Genomic DNA, 23,590 nt, shown 5'->3' with positions numbered 1-23,590 from the left:
TGACCCGTCACTCCTCCCCGGAGCTGTCGCGCCGGCAGGCCACCACGCCGGGAACATCGGCGAACCGAACGGTCAGGCCCCCGAGGTCCCCGCGCCCCACGACGGAGATGAGCACATCGGCAGTGGCCTGCGGACCGCCGCTCGCGCCGTCCGAGGCGACGGTCCGCAGCCCGTCGACGACGAACCCGGCGGCTTCGCACTGTTCGAGTAGGTCATGCAGGAGCCGGGGGCGCTGCACATAGGTGATCCGATAGCCGGCGGGCACGGACCGCAGCGCGGGCAGCCGGTGGGCCAGGGGCCGCACTCCATAGGAGACGAGAAAGTAGGCGGCGGTCGCGAGAACCGCGAGCAACGGCAGCCCCGCGGCGGCCGCCGACCCCACCGCGGCCGTGAGCCAGATGGTCGCCGCGGTGGTGAGCCCCTGCACCGACCCGCGCTGCACGAAGATGACACCGGCCCCGATGAAGCCGAGCCCGGAGACGATCTGCGCGGCCATACGGGAGGGATCCAGGGCGACGGTCCCGGAGTGCAGCACATCACTGAACCCGTACTTGCTCACGAGCGTGAACAGAGCGGCACCGACCCCGACAATCGTGTACGTCCGCAGCCCCGCGGCCTTCTGCCGGATCTCCCGTTCCAGCCCGATGACACTGGACAACAGAAAAGCCACCCCGAACTCCCCGGCCTGCACCCACCCCTGCCCACCCGGTTCCAAGGCCACCCACAGCACCACGCACCTCTCCCTCCACTCACACCACAACCACCCTCTCAACGAAATGATCTCGTGAGATGACTCGGCCCGAGGAGGACTTCTGATGCGCAGCGTGACCTATTCGATGAGCGTCTCACTTGACGGTTACATCGTCGGGCCGGACGACGACTTCGACTGGACGGCGCCCGACGAGGACGTCTTTCGCCTCGCCACCGACGAGGTGCGAGGGCTCGGCGTCCACCTGTTGGGACGACGGCTGTACGAGACGATGCTGTACTGGGAGACCGCCGACCAGCCCTCGGCAAACTCAAGCGTTGAGTAGTCGAGCGATGGGCCCGCCTGGCCTCCCGCAGCTTGGCGGAGGAGATCGAGCGGTTGCGGGCCGAGCCGGGCGAGGGCGACATCGCGATCGGCGGCGCGACTCTTGCCGCCGAGGCGGCCGCGTCGGGTCTGATCGACGAGTACCGGGCCAGGGTCTATCCGGTGCTGGTCGGCGGTGGTATTCCGTTCTTTCCCCAGCGCGAGCGCCGACTGGATCTCGAACTCGTCGAGACCCGCACCTTCAACTCGAGAGTCGTCTACGTCCGCTACCGCGTGGCGCGTTAAGGAGCTCCTCGGAGCCCTGACCGTCGGGATCGGGCGCTGTACAAGTGAGGGCCGCCATCTCCTCCGTGGAAGATGGCGGCCCTCATTGTCGAAGCGACGGTCGGTCATGTCACCCGACCGGCCTCTTAGATGTCGAAGTACAGCTCGAACTCATGCGGATGCGGCCGCAGCTGGATCGGGGCGATCTCGTGCGTCCGCTTGTAGTCGATCCACGTCTCGATCAGGTCGGACGTGAAGACGCCGCCCGCCTGGAGGTACTCGTTGTCCGCTTCCAGGGCTTCGAGGACCGCGGGGAGGGAGGTCGGGACCTGGGGGACGCTCGCGTGCTCCTCGGGGGCCAGCTCGTAGAGGTCCTTGTCGATCGGCTCGGCCGGCTCGATCTTGTTCTTGACGCCGTCGAGGCCCGCGAGGAGGAGCGCCGAGAACGCCAGGTACGGGTTCGAGGACGGGTCCGGCGCGCGGAACTCGACCCGCTTGGCCTTCGGGTTCGAGCCCGTGATCGGGATACGCATCGCCGCGGAGCGGTTGCGCTGGGAGTAGACCAGGTTGACCGGGGCCTCGAAGCCGGGGACCAGGCGGTGGTAGGAGTTCACCGTCGGGTTGGTGAAGGCGAGGAGCGACGGCGCGTGCTTGAGGATGCCGCCGATGTAGTAGCGCGCGGTGTCCGAGAGGCCCGCGTAGCCCTGCTCGTCGTAGAAGAGCGGGACGCCGTTGGACCAGAGGGACTGGTGGACGTGCATGCCCGAGCCGTTGTCGCCGAAGATCGGCTTCGGCATGAAGGTCGCGGTCTTCTCGTTGCGCCAGGCGACGTTCTTCACGATGTACTTGAAGAGCATCAGGTCGTCGGCCGCGGCCAGCAGCGTGTTGAACTTGTAGTTGATCTCGGCCTGGCCCGCCGTGCCCACCTCGTGGTGCTGGCGCTCGACCTGGAGGCCGTTCTTGTCCAGTTCGAGGGAGATCTCCGCGCGGAGGTCCGCGAAGTGGTCGACCGGCGGGGCCGGGAAGTAGCCGCCCTTGTAGCGGACCTTGTAGCCGCGGTTGTTCTCGACCGCACCGGTGTTCCAGGCGCCGGCCTCGGAGTCGATGTGGTAGAAGCTCTCGTTCGCCGACGTCTGGAAGCGGACGTTGTCGAAGACGTAGAACTCCGCCTCGGGGCCGAAGTAGGCCGTGTCCGCGATGCCGGTCGAGGCCAGGTAGGCCTCCGCCTTCTTCGCGACGTTCCGCGGGTCACGGCTGTACTGCTCGCCCGTGATCGGGTCGTGGATGAAGAAGTTGATGTTGACGGTCTTGTCGCGGCGGAAGGGGTCCACGCGAGCCGTCGACAGGTCCGCGCGCAGTGCCATGTCGGACTCGTGGATGGCCTGGAAGCCACGGATCGACGAACCGTCGAAGGCCAGCTCCTCGTCCGGGTCGAACGCCGCCGCCGGGATCGTGAAGTGCTGCATGACACCGGGCAGGTCGCAGAATCGGACGTCGATGAACTTGACGTCCTCGTCCGCGATGTACTTCTTCGCGTCGTCGGCGTTCTGGAACAACATCCAACTCCTCCTACTCCCGCCCGGGGCGGGACGGGGTTGTGACTCGTGGTGCGGCCAGTGCGGTGGCACACGCTGGGACCCGACCATAGGGACGGGGGATTTCTCAAGCGTGACCCATTTGTTTCGCCGAAGTTAACCGGCCCGGGTGCGACCGACCCCGCCCGCCCCTGTACGGGCCGACCCCGCCCGCCTCCGTACGGAACGGGGCGCAGTACCGTGGACGGGTGGACAACAGGCAAGTAATCGGATCGTGGCTGTCCGGCCCGCGCGCGGCCGCGGAGGACGCCGGTGTCGACTTCGGATACCGGGGCGAGCAGCTCGGCCTGCCCGAGGAGGGGCCGGGATCGATCGCGCGTCCGGGCCGCCGCATCGGCGCCATCGCCGTGGACTGGGGCCTGTGCCTGCTGATCGCATACGGCCTGTTCGCCCGCGGTGACCAGCAGGCGATGGGCAACTGGTCCCTCGGCATCTTCTTCGTCCTGAGCGTGCTCACCGTCGGCACGGTCGGCTGCACGCCGGGCAAGGCGCTCTTCAGGCTGCGCGTCGTCGCGGAGGGCGGCGGCCGGCTCGGCATCGGGCGCGTGCTGGCCCGCAGTGTCCTGCTGTGTGTCGCCCTCCCCGCCCTGATCTGGGACCGTGACGGCCGCGGCCTCCACGACCGCCTCGCCCGCGCCGTCCAGATTCGGATCTAGCTCGGATTCGGATCCTGGCCTTTGGATCCTGGCCTACGACGTTGAAGGGCCCCGGAACCGAATCGGTTCCGGGGCCCTTCAACCTCGTAGGTGGGAGAGAAGGGCTACTTCGCCTTCGGGCCGCCGCGCGGCATCCGCATGCCCTTGGGCATCGGCCCCTTGGGCAGTGGCATATTGGACATAAGGTCACCCATCGCCCGCAACCGGTCGTTCGTCGCCGTGACCTGCGGGCCGGTGAGGACGCGGGGCAGTTTCAGAAGCGTCGTGCGCAGCTTCTTCAGGGACACCGTGTCCTCGGTGGTGCCGACGATGACGTCGTGGACGGGAACGTCCGCCACGATGCGCGCCATCTTCTTCTTCTCGGCGGCCAGCAGGCCCTTCACGCGGTTCGGGTTGCCCTCGGCCACCAGGACGATGCCGGCCTTGCCGACGGTGCGGTGCACCACGTCCTGGCTGCGGTTCATCGCGACCGCGGGGGTCGTCGTCCAGCCGCGGCCGATCTTGTCGAGCACCGCGGCCGCCGCACCGGGCTGGCCCTCCATCTGTCCGAAGGCGGCACGCTCGGCCCTGCGTCCGAAGACGATCGCCATCGCGAGGAAGGCGAGCAGGAAGCCGAGAATGCCCAGATAGACCGGGTGACCGATCAAGAAGCCGATCGCGAGGACGACACCAAAGGTGACGATTCCCACTGCCGCGATGATCAGGCCGATTTTTGAGTCGGCCCGTCGGGTCATCTTGTAGGTCAGAGCGATCTGCTTGAGTCGCCCTGGCTCCGCGGCCGTATCCGCCGCGGTGGATTCCTTCCTCGCCATGTGTGAAGTCTACGTGGCCCCGGAAGCGACTACGACGTGCGGGTTGCCACGGTCTCCTCGAAGACCCGCAGCGCCTCGACCCGGTCCTTGGCGCGGCGCCGGTCCTCCAGCACGGAGGTCCAGGCGTTACGGCGTGCGGTGCGCTGGCCGCCGCTCATCAACAGCGACTCGACGGCGCGCAGGGCGTCGGTGACGGACGGGATGGCGGTGGCGCGTACGGGCGCGGCCTGCATGATGGGGCCCTCCTGGGGAGCGACTCGGGGGAGGAGCGGCTGGTGGGTAAGGCTGGGTAATGCGGGGGGTAAGACCGGGTAAGGCTCTGGGTACGGCTGTACGTGCCGTAATTCCAGGGTCACTGATTGGTGTTACCAGGACGTGACTCGGCGGTCAAACGCCGGTGAAACCTTGACGCTTTGGCCTAAAACGCCGACGCGGCCCGTACGGCCCCTTTCACCTGCGGGGATCGCACGGACCGCGCCATCACGGCCAGTACTGGCTAGTAGCTGCTTGTGCGCCGATTCACACGCTGACTCACACGGCCTGCGAGGCGACGTACGCGCCACGCTTCTCGATCGCCATCTGGTAGAGGCGGCCGGCGCGGTACGAGGAGCGGACCAGCGGGCCGGACATGACGCCCGAGAAGCCGATCTCCTCGGCCTCCTCCTTCAGCTCCACGAACTCCGCGGGCTTGGCCCAGCGTTCCACGGGGTGGTGCCGCGGCGTCGGACGCAGGTACTGCGTGATCGTGATGAGTTCGCAGCCCGCCTCGTGCAGCGCGTGCAGCGCCTCGCTGATCTCCTCGCGCTCCTCGCCCATGCCGAGGATGAGGTTGGACTTCGTGACCAGGCCCGCCTCACGCGCCCGCGTGATGACCTCCAGCGAGCGCTCGAAGCGGAAGCCGGGACGGATCCGCTTGAAGATGCGCGGCACGGTCTCCACGTTGTGCCCGAGGACCTCGGGGCGCGAGGAGAAGACCTCGGCCAGCTGGTCGGGGTCGGCGTTGAAGTCCGGGATGAGCAGCTCGACCTTGGTCTGGCCCTCGGCGCGGTCCGCCGTCATGGCGTGGATCCGGCGCACGGTCTCCGCGTACAGCCAGGCGCCGCCGTCGTCCAGGTCGTCGCGGGCGACGCCGGTGATCGTGGCGTAGTTCAGGTCCATCGTGACGACGGACTCGCCGACGCGGCGCGGCTCGTCGCGGTCGAGGGCCTGCGGCTTGCCGGTGTCGATCTGGCAGAAGTCGCAGCGCCGCGTGCACTGGTCGCCGCCGATGAGGAACGTGGCCTCGCGGTCTTCCCAGCACTCGTAGATGTTCGGACAGCCCGCCTCCTGGCAGACCGTGTGCAGGCCCTCGCTCTTCACGAGCTTCTGCAGGGCGTTGTACTCGGGGCCCATTTTCGCCCGAGTCTTGATCCACTCGGGCTTGCGCTCGATGGGGGTCTGGGCGTTCCGGACCTCCAGGCGCAGCATCTTGCGTCCGTCGGGTGCGACTGCGGACACATCGGCTCCCTGTAGCTTCGATTCTTCGGCGCACACCAGGGTACGCCCGTGATGTCGTTGGGCTTACTTCCGGCCAACCTCTGGCCAACGGGGTGCATTCCCCCGACCGGGCCCCGGTTGTCGCCAGTCGGCGGTGCCGCTAGGCGGTGACCGGTTCGGTGACGGGCTCGGCGGCCGGTTCGGTGACCGGCTTCTCGACGATCCGCGGCTTCAGCTCCGCGTTCTCCAGCACGTCCCGCAGATGCCGCTCGGCGACCGGCAGTACGTCCGCGATGGTGACCTCGCGGTCCAGCTCGTACGCGAGGGACGTGACGCCCGCGTCGCGGATGCCGCACGGGATGATCCGGTCGAACCAGGTGTTGTCCGGGTTCACGTTGAACGAGAAGCCGTGCATCGTCACGCCCTTGGCGACGCGGATGCCGATCGCGGCGATCTTGCGGTCCTCGCGGCGCTGGCCCGCGTTGGACGGGGCGTACTCCGGACCGTTGAACCGGGCGTCGAACTCGTCGTCCCGGAGACGCGGGTCGAAGTCCAGCGACAGGCCGCCGAGCGCCGGGCGCTGCTCCACCGGGTCGCCGAGGACCCACACCCCGCTGCGGCCCTCGACGCGCGAGGTCTCCAGACCGAACTCCGCACACGTACGGATAAGAGCCTCTTCCAGGCGCCGCACATGTGCTACGACGTCCACCGGACGCGGCAGCTTCTGGATCGGATAGCCCACGAGCTGACCGGGACCGTGCCAGGTGATCTTGCCACCGCGGTCCACGTCGACGACGGGCGTGCCGTCCAGCGGGCGCTCGCTGTCCTCGGTCCGGCGGCCCGCGGTGTAGACCGGCGGATGCTCCAGGAGCAGGCAGGTGTCCGGGACCTCGTCGGCGAAGCGGGCGGCGTGTACGCGGCGCTGCTCGTCCCACGCCTCCTGGTACTCCACGGCGTCCGGGCCGAAGCCCAGTCGGACGAACCGAAACTTACTCACGGCAGGTGCCTCCCTGAACGTTCACCGTGCACATATCGCGCCCCTGCCACTGTACGGGCCCCCTGGACCGGCAACCTCGGCCCGGGTTCCTCACACGATCGGATGAATGCTGGGGGAAGGTACGTCCGCGAGCTGTGATGGCCGTTACATTCGCGCCGTTCACGAGGCCATAAGGGCTGCTCAAGGCAGGCCCGGAAGGCAGGAGACCGCACAGCCGATGACGGAACGACCCCCGCAGCGCACTCCCAACCGCCAGCTAGCCGCGCTCATCTCGGAAGCCGGGTTCTCCAATGCGGGCCTCGCGCGCCGTGTCGATCAGCTCGGGCTCGAACACGGCCTCGATCTGCGCTACGACAAGACGTCCGTGACCCGCTGGCTGCGCGGCCAGCAGCCCAGAGGCACCACACCCGCACTGATCGCCGAGGTCTTCACCAGACGGCTCGGGCGGCGTCTCTCGGCCCAGGATCTAGGGCTCGACGCCTGCGCGCCGGTGTACGCGGGGCTCGAATTCGCGGCCACGCCCGAGGAAGCCGTCGACATCGTCGGCGGCCTGTGGCGCAAGGACTCCGGCAGCCACGCGGAGCTGCGGAAGATCGCGTTCACCCCGGCCGGGCTCGTCGTGCCGAGCCGGGACTGGCTGATCGGCCGGCCCGACGAACGCGTGGGGCGCGGCGAGACCGATCCCGGGCACCCGCGCGTGCCCACCCAGGGGCGTCCCGCGGTGCCCCGCCAGCGCAGGGAGTCCGACCGCGGCCCCGGGCAGCGCGTCACCAACGGCGACATCGCGGCGCTGCGCTCCGTCGGCGAGCTGTTCCGCGCCCTCGACAACGCCTACGGGGGCGGGCACGCCCGGCAGGCCCTCGTCCGCTATCTGGAGCACGAGGCCGAGCCGATGCTCCGCGGCACCTACGGCGAGCAGGCCGGGCGGCGGCTCTTCGCGGCCGCCGCCGACCTGACCCGGCTCGCGGGCTGGACGTCGTACGACATCGCGGCCCACGGGCTCGCCCAGCGGTACTACGTGCAGGCGCTGCGCCTCTCGCAGGCGGCGGGCGACCGCGCGTACGGCTCCTACGTCCTGGTCACCATGAGCCGCCAGGCCGTCTACCTCGGGCACGGTCGCGAGGCCGTGCAGCTGGCTCGCGTCGCCCAGCAGGGCGTCGGCTCCTCGGCGCCGCCCGTAGTGCAGTCGCTGCTGTACGCCGCCGAGGCGCGCGGGCACGGGGTGCTCGGTGAGGCGCGGGCCTGCGCGGCCTCCCTGGTGCGGGCCGAGCGGTCGCTCGAATCGGCGCGGCCCGGGGACGAAGTGCCGTACTGGGCACGGTTCTTCGACGAGGCGCAGCTGGCGGACGAGTTCGGGCACAGCTACCGCGACCTCCAGCAGTACCGCGTCGCCGCCCAGCACGCCGAGCGCTCCCTGCAGCTGCGCGCCCCCGGGTTCGCGCGCAGCCGCCTGTTCTGCCGGGTGGTGCTCGCCACGGCGCGGCTGGGCCTCGGCGAACTGGAGCAGGCCTGCCAGCTCGGTGCCGAGGCGGCGCAGGCGGCGGGTGAGATGCGGTCGGTCCGGGCCCACGAGTACGTACGCGAATTCGAGCGCCGCCTCGAACCGTACCGGGACGCGGCGCCGGTACGGGGTTACCGGGACAAGGTGGCGGCTCTCGGCTGACCTCGGCGGCGCCGTGTGGAGGGAGCCCCCGCGTGGGGGGCGCGGGGGCTCCTGGGGGAGCTGGACCAGGGGGCGGATGGGTCGTGGTGGAACGGACGGCCGGGCCGGGGGTCACGCCGCGGCGGGCAGTGACTCCTGGGCGTACGCCGGTGCGATGCCGAAGTCCGTGAGCACCGCGTGCGCCGCGCGCCGCCCCGAGTGCAGCGCGCCCTGCACGGTGCTGGTGTCCCGGTGGTCCCCGCAGACGTAGAGCCCGGAGAGCAGACGGACCGGGCGGCGCAGGTCGTGCGGCGGCGGCATGGCGGGCACGGCCTCGCGGGTGTGGTGGACGGCGAGGAGTTCCCAGCGGTCGGTCGGCGTGCCGTACAGCGTGGCGAGGTGCGCGCGGACGGTCCGCTCGTCCGGCGGAGGGCCGAGGACTGTCGAGGAGACCAGGATGCCGCCGACGGGCGCGCGCGACGGGTCGACGTGGCTGATGACGGCCGTGTGGGCGACCGGGCCCGCGCGGTCGGCGTCCAGGAGCAGCGCGGGTCCGTCGAGGGGCGGTTCGGGAGCGGTGTGGTGGACCACCGTCAGCTCGTGGAACGGCGGGACGCGCAGGCCGGGGAGCAGTTCGGCGGCGGCGCGGGCGTCGGTGGCGAGCAGCACGGCACGGCAGGTGATCTCGCCGTGGTCGGCGGTGGTGACGGACGTGGTGGAGACCGCCGTGACACGGACGCCGGTGCGGACCGTGCCCGGCGGCAGCGCGGCGGCGAGCAGCTCGGGAAGGACCTCGGCGCCGCCCTGCGGTAAGCAGAGCCGCCCGCGCGCGAAGGCGTGCAGGGCCAGGTCCGCGCACCGGCTGGAGGTGGTCAGGCCGGGGTCGCAGAGCAGCGCGGCGAGCAGGGGGCGTACGAAGCCCTCGACGGTGCGGGAGGGCAGCCCGCGCGCGAAGAGGGCGTGCGCCGCCGGGAGTTCGGGGCGGGCCAGGAGCCGCTCGACGGGGGTCGCGGCGATGCGGGCCAGCGCGGCGCCGAGCCGGGCCTGGTCGATCGGGCCGCCCAGGGGAGCGCCGAGGGGAGCGGTGCCGCGCGGGGCGGCACCGGGGGCGGTGCGCGCGGGCCGCGGCCCCCGGGGGGCACGGGGGGCGCTCGCGAGGGCGCGTGCGGCAGTGAGTGCGCCCCTCGCGCTCCGTCCGGCCGTGGGCTCCGCGGCGCGATGGTGGCGACCATCTCTGTGCACCAGCAGGCCGGCCGCGAAGGGACGCAGGACGAGCGAGTCGAGGCCCGGCGTGCGGCGCAGCTCCGGGTAGGAGGTGGTGAGCAGTTGGCCGATCCTGTCGAGCCGGAACCCGTCGACCTTCTCGGTCGACATGCGTCCGCCGACGTAAGGGGCGGCTTCCAGGACAACGGTCGTTACACCGGCGCTGGTCAGCCGATGCGCGGCCGAGAGCCCCGCGGCCCCGGCCCCCACGATGACGACATCCGCATGGTGCGCAGGCTCTGACACGTGCCCCTCCCAGAGGTCGGGCGGCTGCTGGGGGGCTGATGCCCCCGACGGGGCCACGGAATCCCCGATTCGGCACGAGGGTAGGAGTGTGGCCGGTCGGAGACAGTCGCGCATGGACCGGGCACGGTCGCACACGGGTCGCACGCGGGCGGCCCGTTACCTCAGGGCCGCCCTGACCGTCTCCTCGATGCCCGGGAACGCGAAGGCGAAGCCGGACTCCAAGAGGCGCCTCGGCAGTACCCGCTGGCTGGCGAGGACGTCACCGGCCATCTCGCCGAGAACCACACGGAGCGCGGGCGCGGGTGCCGTCAGGAGCGTGGGCCGCTTCAGGACCCGCCCCATCGCGGCCGTCACCTCACGGTTGGTGGACGGATCGGGCGCCGTGAGGTTGTACGGGCCCGACAGCGTCTCCGTGTCCAGGAGATGACGCAGCGCGGCCACCTCGTCGTGCAGGGAGATGTGGCTCCAGTACTGCCGGCCGTCGCCGAGGCGGCCGCCGAGCCCCGCCTTGAAGAGCGGGAAGAGGCGCCCCCAGGCGCCGCCCCCGCGGGCCACCACGAGGCCGGTGCGGGCGATGACGGTGCGGATGCCCGCCTCCTCGGCGGCGGCGGTGGCCTCCTCCCACTCGACGCACAGCGACGGCAGGAAGCCGCGGCCCGCGGGGGCGCTCTCGTCCACCGCCCGCTGACCGGTGTCTCCGTAGTAGCCGATCGCGCTCGCGTTCAGGAAGACCCGCGGCGGTTCGTCGAGCGAGGCCGCGGCGGCGGCGAGCGCGGCGGTGCCGAGGACCCGGCTGTCGCGCAGCTCCCGCTTGTACGCCGCCGTCCAGCGGTGGTCGCCGATGCCCGCGCCCGCGAGGTTGACGACCGCGGAGCAGCCCGCGAGGCCCGCCGTGTCGACGTACCCCTCCTTGGGATCCCAGCGCACCTCGTCCCTGGCGCGGGGTGCTCCGCGCACCAGCCGCAGCACCTCGTACCCGTCCTCGGTGAGGGAGCGCGTGAGCGCCGTGCCGATGAGCCCGGAGGCGCCGGCGACGGCCACGCGGGAGGGGTGCGGGGAGCGCTTCGGCCGGGTGGGTTCCATCGGGTCCGGTTCCATGGGGTCCATCCTGCCCCGTGCCCGGCGGCGGCCTGGGGTGAAATGCCCCGGCGAGGTGGTGTGATCGCCGTACAGTGGCGCCATGACGGACCTGCACATACGTATCGCGCTCCCGGAGGACGACGACGCCCTCGCCCGTCTCGACCGCGCCACGTGGTCCACGCTGCACGCGGTCCAGCCCCGCCCCCAGCCTCCCTACGACCCCTTCTTCGACGACCGTTTCGGCCCCCGCGACCACCTCCTCGCCGAGTCGGACGGGCGCATGGTCGGCTATGTGAAGCTCGGTTACCCCACCCCGCTCCTCGCCAACGCGCACGTACGCCAGATCCAGGGCTTCGTCGTCGCCGAGGAGGCGCGCGGCAAGGGGATCGGCAAGCGGCTGCTGAGGGCGGCCATGGACGAGGCGCGCCGCCAGGGCGCGGTCCGCATCACCCTGCGGGTCCTCGGGCACAACACGCCGGCCCGCAAGCTCTACGAAGCGGAGGGCTTCGTGATCGAGGGCGTGCTGCCCGGCGAGTTCCTGCTGGACGGCGCGTACGTCGACGACGTACTCATGGGCCGCCTCCTGTGAACTCCCCTCGTCTCCGCACGGCAGGCGGGGACCCGGCACCCGACGGACCGGCCCGGCGTGCGGTGTCCCCGCGCGCGTAGGAGCGTGAAGGGATGATCAGGGGTGCGGCCAGGCGTCGCGACGCGGAGCAGCGCGACTGGCTGCTGCGCGGCACGCCGCCTCCGCCGTGGGTGCGCTGGCCCCCGGCGCTGCTCCTCCTCGCGATCGTCCTCGTCCAGCTGATCACGCCGAAGACGCTGGACCTCAGCTTCCTCGTCGCGGCCGTCCCGCCGCTGGCCGCCCTGTCGTACGGGCCGGCCGCCACCGCGCTGTTCGGCGGCGTCGTGGTCACGCTGCTCGTCCTGCCGGACTTCGGGCTCGGCCACCGCGGCAGCAGCGACGAACTGACGATCGCCTTCGTCGCGCTGCTCAGCGTGGTCTTCGCGTGGGTGCGCGGCCGCCGAGAGGCCCAGCTCGTCACGGTCCGCACCGTCGCCGAGGCGGCCCAGCTCGCGGTGCTGCCCCCGCTGCCGGAACGGGTCGGCCGGGTGCGGTTCGCCGGCCTGTACCAGGCGGCCGAGCACGAGTCGCTGGTCGGCGGCGACTTCTTCGACGTACGCAGGGCGCCGGGAGCCGTACGCGCCCTGATCGGCGATGTGCAGGGGCACGGGCTCGCGGCCGTCGGCACGGTCACCGCGCTGCTCGGCGCCTTCCGCGAGGCGGTCCTCGACCAGCCCGACCTGGTGGGCGTCGCGGCGCGCCTGGACCGCAGGCTCGTCGTGGACTCGGCGGACGACGAGAACGCCGAGCTGTTCGCCACGGCGGTGCTCCTGGAGTTCCCCGACGACCACGACTCCGTGCGCGTCGTCTCCTGCGGCCATCCGCCGCCGCTGCTGCTGCGCGGCCCCGAGGTCACCGAGCTGGCGGTGACGGCGGGCGCCCCGCTAGGCCTCGGCATCGCGGGCGTGACCCCGCCCGAGCAGCTGACGGTGCCGCTGCTCGCCGGGGACCGGGTGCTCGGCCTGACCGACGGGGTGAGCGAGGCGCGGGACGCGTCCGGCACGTTCTACCCGCTGGCCGACCGGCTCACCGAGCTGATCAAGTCCGCCCCGGGGATTCTGGACGACCCGGCGGAGCTCACGGAGCGGCTGTGGGCGGATCTGGTGCGGTACGCGGGGACGGTGCGGGACGACGTGACGATGATGGTGTTCGCGCCCCGCCCATGAGCTCCGCCAGGCACCGCACCGCGAGGTCCGCCGGTGAGCCGGGGCCCGTGACGTCCGCGTCCGTCTCCGCCCAGGTCTCCAGGGCGATCCGGATCGCGTCGGTCGCGGCGGCCGCGGCGAGGCGGACGCGAAGGGGCTCCGCTCCCTCGCCGGCGAGTTCGGCCACGACGGGCCGCAGTTTCTCCTCGGACTCCTGGTTCACGCGGTACCAGACCGCACGCAGCGCCGCGTCCCCGGCGGCGGCGCGCAGCAGGCCGCGGGCCTGGCGCAGGCCGTCCGCCGCGGCCTCGTCCGGGGCGGCGAGCGCCTCTTGGACCGCGTCCCGCAGGGTCTCGTGCAGGTCGGCCCCCGGCTCCGTCGCCGCCAGCAGCGCGCGCCAGCGCCGGCCGCCGACGGCGAGCAGCGGGGCGACGGCGTCCTGCTTGCCGCGGAAGTACCGGTAGAAGGTGCGCAGCGCGACGCCGGCCCGGCTCGCGATGGCCTCGGCCGTGGTGCCGTCGGGCCCGTGCGCGACGAAGAGCTCGGCCGCTGCGCGCGCGATCTCCAGCTGGGTGGCGAGCTTGCGGCGCTCGGTCAGCGTCAAGGGCGGGGTGGACGACTCGGTGCTCACTCGCCGCAGCCTACGCGGCCCGCGCGGTTCAAATGGCATGCCCAGCCTGGCTGGCACATTGTGCCAGCTGGGCATACTGTGTAATCCACGCTTGGGAAACAAACGAAACAAGCGCCGATCGAGATCTTCAGAGCGGGAGTACGTCATGCAGACCCTGAACCGTTACGAGGGACGCCGCGCCCTGGTCACCGGCGGTGGCTCCGGCATCGGGCAGGCCACCGTGCTGCGCATGCTGGCGGAGGGCGGCCGGGTCGTCGCCGCCGACGTCAGCGAGGACGGCCTGAAGGACACCGTCACCAAGGCGGGCGCGGACGCGGAGCGCCTCACCACCGTCATCGTGGACATCGCCGACGAGGCCTCGGTCCGCGCGGGCGTCGCCGCCGCCACGACGGCGCTCGGCGGCCTGGACGTCCTGGTGAACGCCGCGGGCATCCTGCGCTCCTCACACACCCACGAGACCACCCTCGACGCCTTCAACCAGGTCATCGCCGTCAACCTCACCGGCACCTTCCTGATGATCCGCGAGGCGATACCGGCGCTGCTCCGGGGCGAGGGCGCCGCCGTCGTCAACTTCAGCTCCACCTCCGCGATGTTCGCCCACCCGTACATGGCGGCGTACGCGGCGAGCAAGGGCGGCATCCAGTCCATGACGCACGCGCTGGCCAGTGAGTACGGCAAGCAGGGCATCCGGTTCACCGCCGTGCAGCCCGGCTCCATCTCCTCCGGGATGACCGACGGCTCCGGCGCGAGCAGGCGGAGCGTCGGTCCCGGCCTGCCCGAGGACGCCGACATGAGCCTGTTCGTGAAGCTCGCGCCCGCCCTCGGCCAGGGCTTCGCCGGCCCCGAGACCGTCGCGTCCGTCGTCGCGATGCTCGCCTCGGACGACGGCCGCTTCATCACGGGCACGGAGGTCCGCGTGGACGGCGGCACGCACTTCTGAGCCGCCCCCCGATGAGCCGCCCCCGACGCGTCCCGAGCGGTTTAGGCGTCCTGCCCGGCGGTCCGGACCCCGTCCCGCACATAGGCCTCGAAGCCGCGCGGCTCCCGGCCGAGCACACGACGCACGCCGTCATGGACCTCGGCGTACGCGCCGCGCCGCATCGCAGCGAAGGTCTCCAGGGACCAGGCCACGGCATCGTCGGGCACGCCGGCGGCCCGCTGTTCGGCCGTCCACAGCCCCAAGGGGACGTCCACGTACCGGACATGGCGCCCCGTCGCCTCGCCGATCAGGGACATCGCCGCGCCGAAGGTGAGGGCGCGCGGGCCCGTCAGCAGGTGCGTCAGCCCGTTGTGGCCCGGCTCGACGAGCGTTGCGACGGCGACATCGGCGATATCGCGTACGTCGATGAAGGCGCTGGCGGCGCCCGGTCCGGGCCCCAGCGGGAGCCGCAGCTCGCCGCCGAGCACGGCCGAGACATGCGGCTCCGCGGAGAAGTTCTGGCTGAAGCCGCCAGGGCGCAGCACGGTCCACTCCAGCGCCGAGGCGCGGACGGGGCGTTCGCGGTCGAGCAGCACGGGGCTCCCGTAGCCCGCGCTGAGGCCGGAGAGCAGGACGACGCGGCGCACGCCCTCGGCCGTCGCCCGGTCGACCAGACCGTCGACGAGGCGGGCGGGGAAGGCGGGTTCCATCGGCGTGACGACGTACAGCGCGGTGGCGCCCGCCAACGCCGGGCCCCAGGTGGCGGGGCGATGCCAGTCGAAGCGGGCGGTGCCGGGGCCGTCGGGCAGCGACCGGGCCGCGCGCCGCACGGCGACGCCGCGAGCGCGGAGGCCGTCGGCGACCAGGGAGCCGGTCTTGCCGGTGGCGCCGAGGACGAGTACGAGAGGGGAGGCGTGCGGGGATGCGGATGCGGCGCAGGTGTGTGTCGTGTGTGCGGGCGGCATGTCTGTAGGTGCCGTATCCGAAGGTGCCGGGTCTGTAGCCGGGTCTGCAGGTGTCATGTCCGCAAGCCAAGCCCGTGCCGGGCGCATGCTCCATGGGCCGGCGGATCATGTCCCTTCGCGCCCGTCTCACGGGGCGGCGGGGCGAAGGCGTACGGAGCGGAAGGCGGCAGGCGGGGATGGAAGGGCAGGACGAGGTGCTCGACGGGCTGCTGGGGAGCGTCCGCGCGCGGGGTGCCGTGCTGTGGCGGGCCGACCGGGTGCCTCCGTGGTCGTGGGTGAGTGATGAGGCCGCCCCGCTGACTCTCTACGCGGTGCTGCGCGGCTCTGCCTCGCTCGCGGTGCGGGACGCGCTGGAAGACCCCGCGGACGGTTCCGCCCACGCCGTGCTGTCCGCGTGGCTGCGGCCCGGCGACACCGCGCTGGTGCGCGGCCCGCACCCGCACACCGTCTCCGACGCCCCGCACACGCCGCCGCAGGTCCGCATCCACGCCGCCCGCCACTGCGTGCCGCTGCGCCCGCCGCGGACGGCACTCCCCGCGCCGCGGGCCGGCGACGGGACGGTTCTCTTCGCCGGGGCCTACCAGGCCAGGGACGAGATCGGCGGCAGCCTCCTCGACGCCCTGCCCGCGCTGCTCACCGTCCCCGCGCCGACGGGCGCGTCGCCCGCCGTCCTCGGGCTGCTCGACGAGGAGACCGAGGCGGCTCCGGCCGACCGGACCGACGCGGGCGCGGCAGGCCGGCGGCCCGGCGTCGACCGGCTGCTCGACCTGCTGCTCGTACGCACGCTCAAGGCCTGGTTCGACGGGCCGGGCACCGCCGCCCCCGGCTGGTACGGGGCGCTCGGCGACCCCGTCGCGGGCCCGGCCCTGCGCGCCGTCCACGCGGACCCGGCCCGCGCCTGGACGGCGGACGCCCTCGCCGCGCTGGCCGGGGTGTCACGGGCGACGTTCTACCGCCACTTCAGGGAACGGGTGGGGCAGCCTCCGCTGACGTACCTCTCGGAGCTGCGCATGAGCCGCGCCGCCGGGCTGCTGCGCGACCCGGGGGCGACGGTCGAGGGGGTCGCGCGGCGGGTCGGCTACCAGGACCCGTTCGCGTTCAGCACCGCCTTCCGCCGGGCCCACGGCCACCCACCGAGCGAGGCGGCACGCGGCGGCTGAGGCGCCGAAGTCGGGCGGGTCGCGCCCGTCCCTTGGTCCCTGGTCGTCCGGTCCCTGGTCCTCAGTCCGCCATGAAGCGGTCCCACAGCTTCGGGTAGCGCTGCGCCATCACCGCGTCGTCCTCGAAGTCGAGCGGCGTGCCCTCCGGCTCCGGTGGGGCGGGAAGGATGCCGAGGTCCGGTGCGACGACGCCGGTGAGCTGCTCGTACGCCTCGTCCGCGGCGTAACCCAGCTCCTCGCCGTCGCCGTCGAGCTCCTCGTCGAAGTCGTCCAGGAGATCGGCGAGCGCGTCGGGGTCGTGCACCGCGCCCTCGAAGACCTCCCGGCCCTGGCCGATCAGCCAGCACCGGAAGTAGTCGAAGGCGTCGTCGCTCGCGCCGCCGAGCAGCACCCAGGCCGCGCCCCACAGGTCCCAGCGGTAGGCGCGGTTGTAGCGGGCCTCGAAGTGGCGGGCGAAGTCGAGGACGGCGTCCGGGTCGGACCGGAGCAGTCTCTCGACCAGCAGCTCGGCGTGGTCCTCGGGGTCGCCCCCGGCGGCCTCACGGGTGCTGTCCACGATCTCCCAGAACTCCGTCTCGTCCATCACGGGTCCAGCATCGGTCCTGCGGAGTGGGGGCGCACGCGGAGTGCGCCGGAATGCGACTGTCTCGTTATGCGCGCACATGCCGATGGAAAAACCGACAGGGGTTGTCGTCTTTCGGTGGAAACCTCAAAGACATGGACACCACAGAGCACGCGACCGCCACCGCACCGCCTCTCACCGGCAGGACGACCGGGAGCCTGACCGGGAAGATCGCACTCGTCGCAGGTGCCACCCGGGGCGCGGGCCGCGCCATGGCCGTGGAACTGGGCCGCGCCGGAGCCACCGTGTACGTGACCGGACGCACCACGCGCGAGCACGTCAGCGAGACCGGCCGGACCACCGAGACCATCGAGGGGACCGCCGAGCTGGTCGACGCGGCGGGCGGCACGGGCATCGCCGTACCCACCGACCACCTGGAACCCGAGCAGGTCGAGGCCCTCGTCGAGCGGATCGACCGCGAGCAGGGCCGCCTGGACATCCTCGTCAACGACATCTGGGGCGGTGACATCCACGTCGAGTGGGACAGGAAGATGTGGGAGCACGACCTCCGCAAAGGGCTGCGCATCCTGCGCCTGGGCATCGAGACACATATCATCACGAGCCGCTACGCGCTGCCGCTCCTCCTCAAGAACCCCGGCGGCCTGGTCGTCGAGGTCACCGACGGCACCGAGGAGTACAACGGTCCGAACTACCGCAAGCCCTTCTACTACGACCTCGCCAAGGCCGCCCCCCTGCGCATGGCGCGCGACCTCGCCGAGGAGGTCGAGGAGTACGGCTGTACGGCGCTCTGTCTCACCCCCGGCTGGCTGCGCTCCGAGGCCATGCTCGACACCCACTTCAAGGTGACCGAGGAGAACTGGACGGCGGGCTGCGGGCAGAACCCGCACTTCGCCATCTCCGAGACGCCCACCTTCGTGGGCCGGGCGCTCGTCGCCCTCGCCGCCGATCCCGACGTGGCCCGCTGGAACGGCGCGTCGCTCTCCAGCGGCGGACTCGCCAAGGAGTACGGCTTCACGGACGTGGACGGATCGGCGCCCGACGCGTGGCGTTACATCACGGAGGTCGACCAGGAGAGCAAGGTCGCGGACGTCACTGGCTACCGGTAGAACTCCGCGGGCGCCCGTAGAGCGCCGCTGAGCGCGCCGCCGCTTCCGCGAACCGCTCGCGCAGCCCGGCGGGCTCCACCACCTCCGCCTCCGGGCCCAGCGCCATCAGCTGGGTGTACGCCACGTCCTCGTTCTCCACGGGCAGGGTGACCGTCACCCTGCCCGACGCGTCCGGCCGGCCCGCCGACTCCATCGCCTCGCGCGCGACCGCGGGATCGGTGGCGTACGGAAGCTGCCGTACGCCCGTCGCCGAGAGCCGCACCACGACCTCGGCCCGCAGGATCGCCCGCGCGAACTGCGCCGCCCGCTCCTCCCAGAAGCCCGGCAGGTCGAACTCCTCGTCGCGTACGAAGCGTTCCTCGCCGACGGCCACGGCGGTGAAACGGTCCATGCGGTACACCCGGTACGTTCCCGAGTCGGGCACCCGCGCGCACACGTACCAGACGCCCGCCTTCAGCACGAGCCCGTACGGCTCCAACTCCCGCTCCACCTCGGTCTCCTCGCGGCGGTAGCGGGCGGTGACCCGGCGGTCGTCCCACACCGCGTCCGCGACGGCGGGCAGCAGCTCGGGGGCGGGGATCTCCTTGAACCAGCCCGGCGCGTCCAGGTGGAAACGCTGGGCGGCGCTCCGCGGAGCGTCCCTCAGGGAGGGCATGAGCGCCGCCGACACCTTCAGGCGGGCCGCCGACGCCGCGTCCGCCAGGCCCATCTCCCTCAGCGCGCCCGGCACTCCGGACAGGAACAGGGCCTCGGCCTCGCTGCGGGCCAGGCCCGTCAGGCGTGTGCGGTAGCCGCCGATGAGGCGGTAGCCGCCGGTTCTGCCCCGGTCGGCGTAGACGGGGACGCCTGCCTCCGACAGGGCCTGCGCGTCCCTTGTGATGGTCCGCTCGGAGACTTCCAGTTCGGTGGCGAGTTCGGCGGCGGTCATGGAGGGGCGGGCCTGGAGCAGAAGCACCATCTTGATGAGGCGTGCAGCACGCATACGTCCATCATGCCGGGCTCCTGCCGTGCCGCTGCGCCCCGCGTTATCCCCTGAAACGCGCCCACCCACCCGTCGACCCCTCGATGCGGGGTGAACGGATGGGTGGGTGGGAGACGCATCCGCCGCGCAGCGGCGGCACAGGGACCCGTAGGGCTACAGACCGTACTTGGCCCGAGCCTCCTTCACCGCCGAGGCCGGCACCTCGCCCCGGCGGGCGAGCTGGGCGAGGGACGCGACGACGATCGACTCCGCGTCGATGCCGAAGTGGCGCCGCGCCGCGTCACGCGTGTCGGAGAGGCCGAAGCCGTCCGCGCCCAGGGACGAGTAGTCCTGCTCGACCCACTGGGCGATCTGGTCCGGCACCTGCCGCATGTAGTCGGAGACAGCGAGGACAGGACCCTGGGCGCCCTCAAGTGCCGTACGCACGTACGGCGTACGCTCCTCGCCGCGCAGGATCGCCTCGTCCGCCTCCAGGGCGTCACGCCGCAGCTCGGTCCAGGACGTCGCCGACCACACGTCGGCGGCCACGCCCCACTCCTCGGCCAGCATCTTCTGGGCGGCGAGCGTCCAGTGGATGGCCGTGCCCGAACCGAGCAGCTGGATGCGCGCGGCGTTGGCCGCGGGGGAGAGCCCGGCCGACTCCGCCGTGTTGAAGCGGTAGAGGCCGCGCAGGATGCCCTCGTCGACGCCCGCGGGCTTCGCGGGCTGCGGCATCGGCTCGTTGTAGACGGTGAGGTAGTAGAAGACGTTCTGGTCCTCACCGGGGGCCGCCTCGCCGTACATCCGGCGCAGACCGTCCTTGACGATCGCCGCGATCTCGTACGCGAACGCCGGGTCGTAGGAGAGCGCGGCAGGGTTCGTCGCGGCGATCACCGGAGAGTGGCCGTCCGCGTGCTGGAGGCCCTCGCCCGTCAGCGTCGTACGACCGGCCGTCGCGCCGACGAGGAAGCCGCGGCCCAGCTGGTCGCCGAGCTGCCACATCTGGTCGGCGGTGCGCTGCCAGCCGAACATGGAGTAGAAGATGTAGAAGGGGATCATCGCTTCGCCGTGCGTCGCGTACGACGTGGACGCGGCGATGAAGTCCGCCATGGAACCGGCCTCGGTGATCCCCTCGTTGAGGATCTGGCCGTTCTTGGCCTCCTTGTAGTACATCAGCTGGTCGCGGTCGACCGGCTCGTACGTCTGCCCCTTGGGGGAGTAGATGCCGAGGGACGGGAAGAGCGACTCCATGCCGAAGGTGCGCGCCTCGTCGGGGACGATCGGCACCCAGCGCTTGCCGGTCTCCTTGTCGCGTACGAGATCCTTGACCAGGCGTACGAAGGCCATGGTCGTCGCCATCGACTGCGAACCGGAACCCTTGTCGAAGGCCGCGAACGACTTGTCGGCCGGGGCGGGCAGCGGGGCGAGCGGCTGCGTGCGGCGGGCCGGGGCGGGGCCGCCGAGGGCCGCGCGGCGCTCCTGGAGGTAGCGGACCTCGGGGGAGTCGGCGCCGGGGTGGCCGTAGGGCACCTGGCCGTCGGTGAACGCGCTGTCCGGGATCGGGAGACCGAGCAGGTCCCGCATGTCCTTGAACTCGTCCACCGTCAGCTTCTTCATCTGGTGGTTGGCGTTCTTGGACTCGAAGCCCTTGCCGAGCGTGAAGCCCTTGACCGTCTGCGCGAGGATCACCGTCGGCGCGCCCTTGTGGGTGAGCGCCGCGCGGTAGGCCGCGTAGACCTTGCGGGCCTCGTGGCCGCCGCGCGAGAGGTGGAAGCACTCGCTGATCTTGTCGTCGCTCAGCAGCTTGGCGAGTTCGACGAGCGCGGGCTCGGCGCCGAAGAAGTGCTCGCGGATGTACGAGGCGTCGCGCGTCGCGTACGTCTGGAACTGCGCGTCCGGCACCTCGCGCAGGCGGCGCACCAGGGCGCCCGTGGTGTCGAGCTGGAACAGCTCGTCCCAGGCGTTGCCCCACAGGACCTTGATGACGTTCCAGCCGGCGCCGCGGAACTGGGCCTCCAGCTCCTGGACCACGCGGAAGTTGGCGCGGACCGGGCCGTCGAGGCGCTGCAGGTTGCAGTTGATGACGTACGTGAGGTTGTCGAGACCCTCACGCGCGGCCAGTGCGAGGGCCGCCGTCGACTCCGGCTCGTCCATCTCGCCGTCACCGAGGAACGCCCACACGTGCGAGGCGGAGACGTCCTTGATGCCGCGGTTGGTGAGGTAGCGGTTGAAGCGCGCCTGGTATATCGCCGACAGCGGGCCGAGGCCCATCGACACCGTCGGGAACTCCCACAGCCAGGGCAGGCGGCGCGGGTGGGGGTAGGAGGGCAGGCCGTCGCCGCCCGCCTCCCGCCGGAAGTTGTCGAGCTGCGCCTCGTTGAGACGGCCGTCGAGGAAGGCGCGGGCGTAGATGCCGGGGGAGGCGTGACCCTGGATGTAGAGCTGGTCACCGGAGCCGGCGGCCTCGCCGGACTCCTTGCCCTTGAAGAAGTGGTTGAAGCCGGTCTCGTACAGCCAGGCGGCGGAGGCGAAGGTGGCGATGTGGCCGCCGACGCCGTACTTGGAGCCGCGCGTCACCATGGCGGCGGCGTTCCAGCGGTTCCACGCCGTGATCTTCCGCTCCATCTCCTCGTCGCCGTCGATGGACGGCTCGGCGGAGGTGGGGATCGTGTTGACGTAGTCGGTCTCGAGGAGCTTCGGCAGCGCCAGGCCCGCGCCCTCGGCGCGCTCCAGCGTGCGGCGCATCAGGTACGCGGCACGGTGCGGCCCGGCCGCCTGTGTAACGGCGTCCAGGGAGGCCTGCCATTCGGCGGTCTCCTCGGGGTCGCGGTCCGGGAGCTGGTCGAGCTCGCTCGGCTGGATTGCGGAGGGGTCGGTCATTGCGCCGCCTTCCTGAGTCGGAGGGGGTCCCCTGTTCGGTAAGGGGTGGGGGTGCCCGGTGTCTTGGCAGGACAGGGCGTGGGGCTCAGGCGCGGAGTCGTTTGTGCGGCTCGGCACCGGCCCGTCGTCGACTGTAAGCCCCTGATCGATGATCGATCAAAGCGTTCCGGGTAAAACTTCTTCAGATCGGAAAAGTCGGCATCCGGTGCCAGCCGCAGGGGCACGCGGTGCCTTCGAATTGAAGGGTTTGCGCAGGTCGGGGCACGTCTGAGCGCACTGTCCGCAGAACGAGCGAGAGGATCGCGGGCTCAGGCCCGCGGGGCGCAGCCGAGGACGTGCGACTTGACCAGCTCCGCGATCGCGGGGTCCCGCCGCCGGAAGGCGGAGACCAGCGCCTCGTGCTCCTCGGCGTACGACTGCTGCACCGTGCCCAGCCAGCGGATGGAGAGCGCGGTGAAGACCTCGATGCCCAGGCCCTCCCAGGTGTGGAGGAGGACGGAGTTGTCCGCGGCCCGCACCAGCTCCCGGTGGAAGGCGACGGTGTGCCGCACCTGCCCGGTGCCGTCGGCGGCCCGGTCCGCCTCGTAGAGGGCGGCGACATGGGGCTCCAGGGCCGAGCAGTCCTCCGCGAGCCGCCCCGCCGCCAGCTCCGCGGCGATGGCTTCGAGCCCCGCCCGCACCGGGTAGCTCTCCTCCAGGTCCGCGGCGGTCAAGTTCCGTACACGTACGCCCTTGTTGGGCGCGGACTCGATGAGCCGCAGCGTCTCCAGCTCCCGCAGCGCCTCCCTGACCGGGGTCTGCGAGACCTCCAGCTCCACGGCGATCCGCCGCTCCACGATGCGCTCGCCCGGCTTCCAGCGCCCGCTGACGATCCCTTCCACGATGTGCTCGCGGATCTGTTCGCGCAGCGAGTGAACGACGGGCGCGGTCATGAGAGCTCCTCCGGCAGGGGCTGCGGGCCCCAAGGGCGTGTGACCCCTAGACAATACGGCGACGCCCCCGCCCGGAAGACTCCGGACGGGGGCGTACGCGCTGATGAGACGAGTGTTACAGCCGCACAGAGCGCTGCGACTACAGGCCGAGCTCGACCTCGAACTCGCCGGCCTCCAGGATCGCCTTGACGGCGGTGAGGTAGCGGGCGGCGTCGGCGCCGTCCACCAGGCGGTGGTCGTAGGAGAGCGAGAGGTACGTCATGTCCCGCACGGCGATGGTCTCGCCGAGGTCGGGGTGGTTGATGACGACCGGGCGCTTGACCGTGGCGCCGATGCCGAGGATGGCGGCCTGGTTGGGCGGCACGATGACCGTGTCGAACAGGGCGCCGCGCGAGCCGGTGTTGGAGATGGTGAAGGTGGCGCCGGACATGTCGTCCGGGGTGAGGCCGCCGCCGCGGGCCTTGCCGGCCAGCTCGGCGGTCTTCTTGGAGATGCCGGCGATGTTGAGGTCGCCCGCGCCCTTGATGACCGGGGTCATCAGGCCCTTCTCGGCGTCCACGGCGATGCCGATGTTCTCGGCGTCGAAGTAGGTGATGGTGCCTTCGGCGTCGTTGAT

At 71.8% G+C, this 23,590-nt stretch carries 22 protein-coding genes and 1 pseudogene; 8 read left to right on the top strand and 15 right to left on the bottom strand.

What is annotated here, in order from left to right; genetic code table 11:
* Positions 1–7: 7 nt before the first annotated feature.
* A complete protein-coding gene (locus tag ACWDZ7_RS11980) occupies positions 8–670 on the bottom strand; it encodes an MgtC/SapB family protein (protein WP_451796554.1) in 663 nt (220 codons plus the stop codon).
* Between the two features lie 145 nt (positions 671–815).
* Here ACWDZ7_RS11980 and ACWDZ7_RS11975 point away from each other — a divergent pair.
* Positions 816–1,318: pseudogene (locus ACWDZ7_RS11975) on the top strand (dihydrofolate reductase family protein).
* 125 nt (positions 1,319–1,443) lie between these two features.
* On the opposite strand, the gene glnA reads toward ACWDZ7_RS11975, so the two are convergent.
* A complete protein-coding gene (gene glnA, locus ACWDZ7_RS11970; protein WP_451796778.1) occupies positions 1,444–2,853 on the bottom strand; it encodes a type I glutamate--ammonia ligase in 1,410 nt (469 codons plus the stop codon).
* A gap of 227 nt (positions 2,854–3,080) precedes the next feature.
* Between glnA and ACWDZ7_RS11965 the strand changes: the two genes are divergently transcribed.
* Positions 3,081–3,548: an RDD family protein gene (locus ACWDZ7_RS11965; RefSeq protein WP_451796553.1), complete on the top strand. Its 468-nt coding sequence runs from the start codon at positions 3,081–3,083 to the stop codon at positions 3,546–3,548.
* Positions 3,549–3,652: 104 nt separating this feature from the next.
* Here ACWDZ7_RS11965 and ACWDZ7_RS11960 read toward each other — a convergent pair whose 3' ends face one another.
* The 4 genes from ACWDZ7_RS11960 to lipB form a co-directional block, all read right to left on the bottom strand.
* Positions 3,653–4,360 carry a DUF4191 domain-containing protein gene (locus tag ACWDZ7_RS11960; RefSeq protein WP_451796552.1) on the bottom strand — a complete coding sequence of 236 codons (708 nt, stop codon included), beginning with the start codon at positions 4,358–4,360 and terminating at the stop codon, positions 3,653–3,655.
* 29 nt (positions 4,361–4,389) lie between these two features.
* Positions 4,390–4,593, bottom strand: coding sequence for an SCO2195 family GlnR-regulated protein (locus ACWDZ7_RS11955; protein ID WP_451519240.1), 204 nt, complete (start codon positions 4,591–4,593; stop codon positions 4,390–4,392).
* Between the two features lie 298 nt (positions 4,594–4,891).
* Positions 4,892–5,857 (bottom strand): lipoyl synthase, encoded by a 966-nt coding sequence (locus tag ACWDZ7_RS11950; protein WP_451796551.1) that lies wholly within the window; start codon positions 5,855–5,857, stop codon positions 4,892–4,894.
* 139 nt (positions 5,858–5,996) lie between these two features.
* Entirely contained in the window at positions 5,997–6,833 is an 837-nt protein-coding gene (gene lipB / locus ACWDZ7_RS11945; protein WP_451796550.1) for a lipoyl(octanoyl) transferase LipB, read from the bottom strand.
* A 217-nt stretch (positions 6,834–7,050) separates the two neighbouring features.
* Here lipB and ACWDZ7_RS11940 point away from each other — a divergent pair, with 217 nt between their 5' ends.
* Positions 7,051–8,496, top strand: a complete 1,446-nt coding sequence (locus ACWDZ7_RS11940; protein WP_451796549.1) for a regulator — start codon at positions 7,051–7,053, stop codon at positions 8,494–8,496.
* A gap of 111 nt (positions 8,497–8,607) precedes the next feature.
* On the opposite strand, the gene ACWDZ7_RS11935 is transcribed toward ACWDZ7_RS11940, so the two are convergent.
* Entirely contained in the window at positions 8,608–9,984 is a 1,377-nt protein-coding gene (locus tag ACWDZ7_RS11935; RefSeq protein ID WP_451796548.1) for an NAD(P)/FAD-dependent oxidoreductase, read from the bottom strand.
* 156 nt (positions 9,985–10,140) lie between these two features.
* Complete coding sequence (locus ACWDZ7_RS11930) at positions 10,141–11,091, bottom strand: TIGR01777 family oxidoreductase (protein ID WP_451796547.1); 951 nt, start codon at positions 11,089–11,091, stop codon at positions 10,141–10,143.
* 73 nt (positions 11,092–11,164) lie between these two features.
* On the opposite strand from ACWDZ7_RS11930, the gene ACWDZ7_RS11925 reads away from it, so the two are divergent.
* Complete coding sequence (locus tag ACWDZ7_RS11925; protein WP_451796546.1) at positions 11,165–11,653, top strand: N-acetyltransferase family protein; 489 nt, start codon at positions 11,165–11,167, stop codon at positions 11,651–11,653.
* A 92-nt stretch (positions 11,654–11,745) separates the two neighbouring features.
* Positions 11,746–12,858, top strand: coding sequence for a PP2C family protein-serine/threonine phosphatase (locus tag ACWDZ7_RS11920; protein WP_451796545.1), 1,113 nt, complete (start codon positions 11,746–11,748; stop codon positions 12,856–12,858).
* Here ACWDZ7_RS11920 and ACWDZ7_RS11915 read toward each other — a convergent pair.
* A complete protein-coding gene (locus ACWDZ7_RS11915) occupies positions 12,770–13,468 on the bottom strand; it encodes a TetR/AcrR family transcriptional regulator (RefSeq protein WP_451796544.1) in 699 nt (232 codons plus the stop codon). The genes ACWDZ7_RS11920 and ACWDZ7_RS11915 overlap by 89 nt on opposite strands.
* 145 nt (positions 13,469–13,613) lie before the next feature.
* Here ACWDZ7_RS11915 and ACWDZ7_RS11910 point away from each other — a divergent pair, with 145 nt between their 5' ends.
* On the top strand, positions 13,614–14,408 hold the full coding sequence (locus tag ACWDZ7_RS11910; protein ID WP_451796543.1) for an SDR family NAD(P)-dependent oxidoreductase: 795 nt from the start codon (positions 13,614–13,616) through the stop codon (positions 14,406–14,408).
* A 41-nt stretch (positions 14,409–14,449) separates the two neighbouring features.
* Here ACWDZ7_RS11910 and ACWDZ7_RS11905 read toward each other — a convergent pair whose 3' ends face one another.
* Positions 14,450–15,352 carry an NAD(P)H-binding protein gene (locus ACWDZ7_RS11905; protein ID WP_451796542.1) on the bottom strand — a complete coding sequence of 301 codons (903 nt, stop codon included), beginning with the start codon at positions 15,350–15,352 and terminating at the stop codon, positions 14,450–14,452.
* A 176-nt stretch (positions 15,353–15,528) separates the two neighbouring features.
* Here ACWDZ7_RS11905 and ACWDZ7_RS11900 point away from each other — a divergent pair, with 176 nt between their 5' ends.
* Positions 15,529–16,512 (top strand): AraC family transcriptional regulator, encoded by a 984-nt coding sequence (locus ACWDZ7_RS11900; RefSeq protein ID WP_451796541.1) that lies wholly within the window; start codon positions 15,529–15,531, stop codon positions 16,510–16,512.
* Between the two features lie 61 nt (positions 16,513–16,573).
* On the opposite strand, the gene ACWDZ7_RS11895 is transcribed toward ACWDZ7_RS11900, so the two are convergent.
* Complete coding sequence (locus ACWDZ7_RS11895; protein WP_451796777.1) at positions 16,574–17,095, bottom strand: DUF4240 domain-containing protein; 522 nt, start codon at positions 17,093–17,095, stop codon at positions 16,574–16,576.
* 134 nt (positions 17,096–17,229) lie between these two features.
* Here ACWDZ7_RS11895 and ACWDZ7_RS11890 point away from each other — a divergent pair, with 134 nt between their 5' ends.
* Positions 17,230–18,201, top strand: a complete 972-nt coding sequence (locus ACWDZ7_RS11890; protein WP_451796540.1) for an SDR family oxidoreductase — start codon at positions 17,230–17,232, stop codon at positions 18,199–18,201.
* Here the strand turns inward: ACWDZ7_RS11890 and ACWDZ7_RS11885 are convergent.
* The 4 genes from ACWDZ7_RS11885 to ACWDZ7_RS11870 form a co-directional block, all read right to left on the bottom strand.
* Positions 18,185–19,183: a helix-turn-helix transcriptional regulator gene (locus ACWDZ7_RS11885; RefSeq protein WP_451796539.1), complete on the bottom strand. Its 999-nt coding sequence runs from the start codon at positions 19,181–19,183 to the stop codon at positions 18,185–18,187. The two genes, ACWDZ7_RS11890 and ACWDZ7_RS11885, sit on opposite strands and share 17 nt — an antisense overlap.
* A gap of 153 nt (positions 19,184–19,336) precedes the next feature.
* Positions 19,337–22,042, bottom strand: a complete 2,706-nt coding sequence (gene aceE, locus ACWDZ7_RS11880; protein WP_451796538.1) for a pyruvate dehydrogenase (acetyl-transferring), homodimeric type — start codon at positions 22,040–22,042, stop codon at positions 19,337–19,339.
* Positions 22,043–22,350: 308 nt separating this feature from the next.
* On the bottom strand, positions 22,351–22,974 hold the full coding sequence (locus tag ACWDZ7_RS11875) for a GntR family transcriptional regulator (protein WP_451519252.1): 624 nt from the start codon (positions 22,972–22,974) through the stop codon (positions 22,351–22,353).
* 139 nt (positions 22,975–23,113) lie between these two features.
* On the bottom strand, positions 23,114–23,590 hold a 477-nt coding region (locus tag ACWDZ7_RS11870; RefSeq protein WP_451796537.1), incomplete at its 5' end, for a 2-oxo acid dehydrogenase subunit E2.

The sequence above is a fragment of the Streptomyces sp. NPDC003032 genome, from assembly GCF_053591415.1.
The sequence above is the reverse complement of the archived record's forward strand: the minus strand, read 5'-3'. Positions and strand labels throughout refer to the sequence as shown.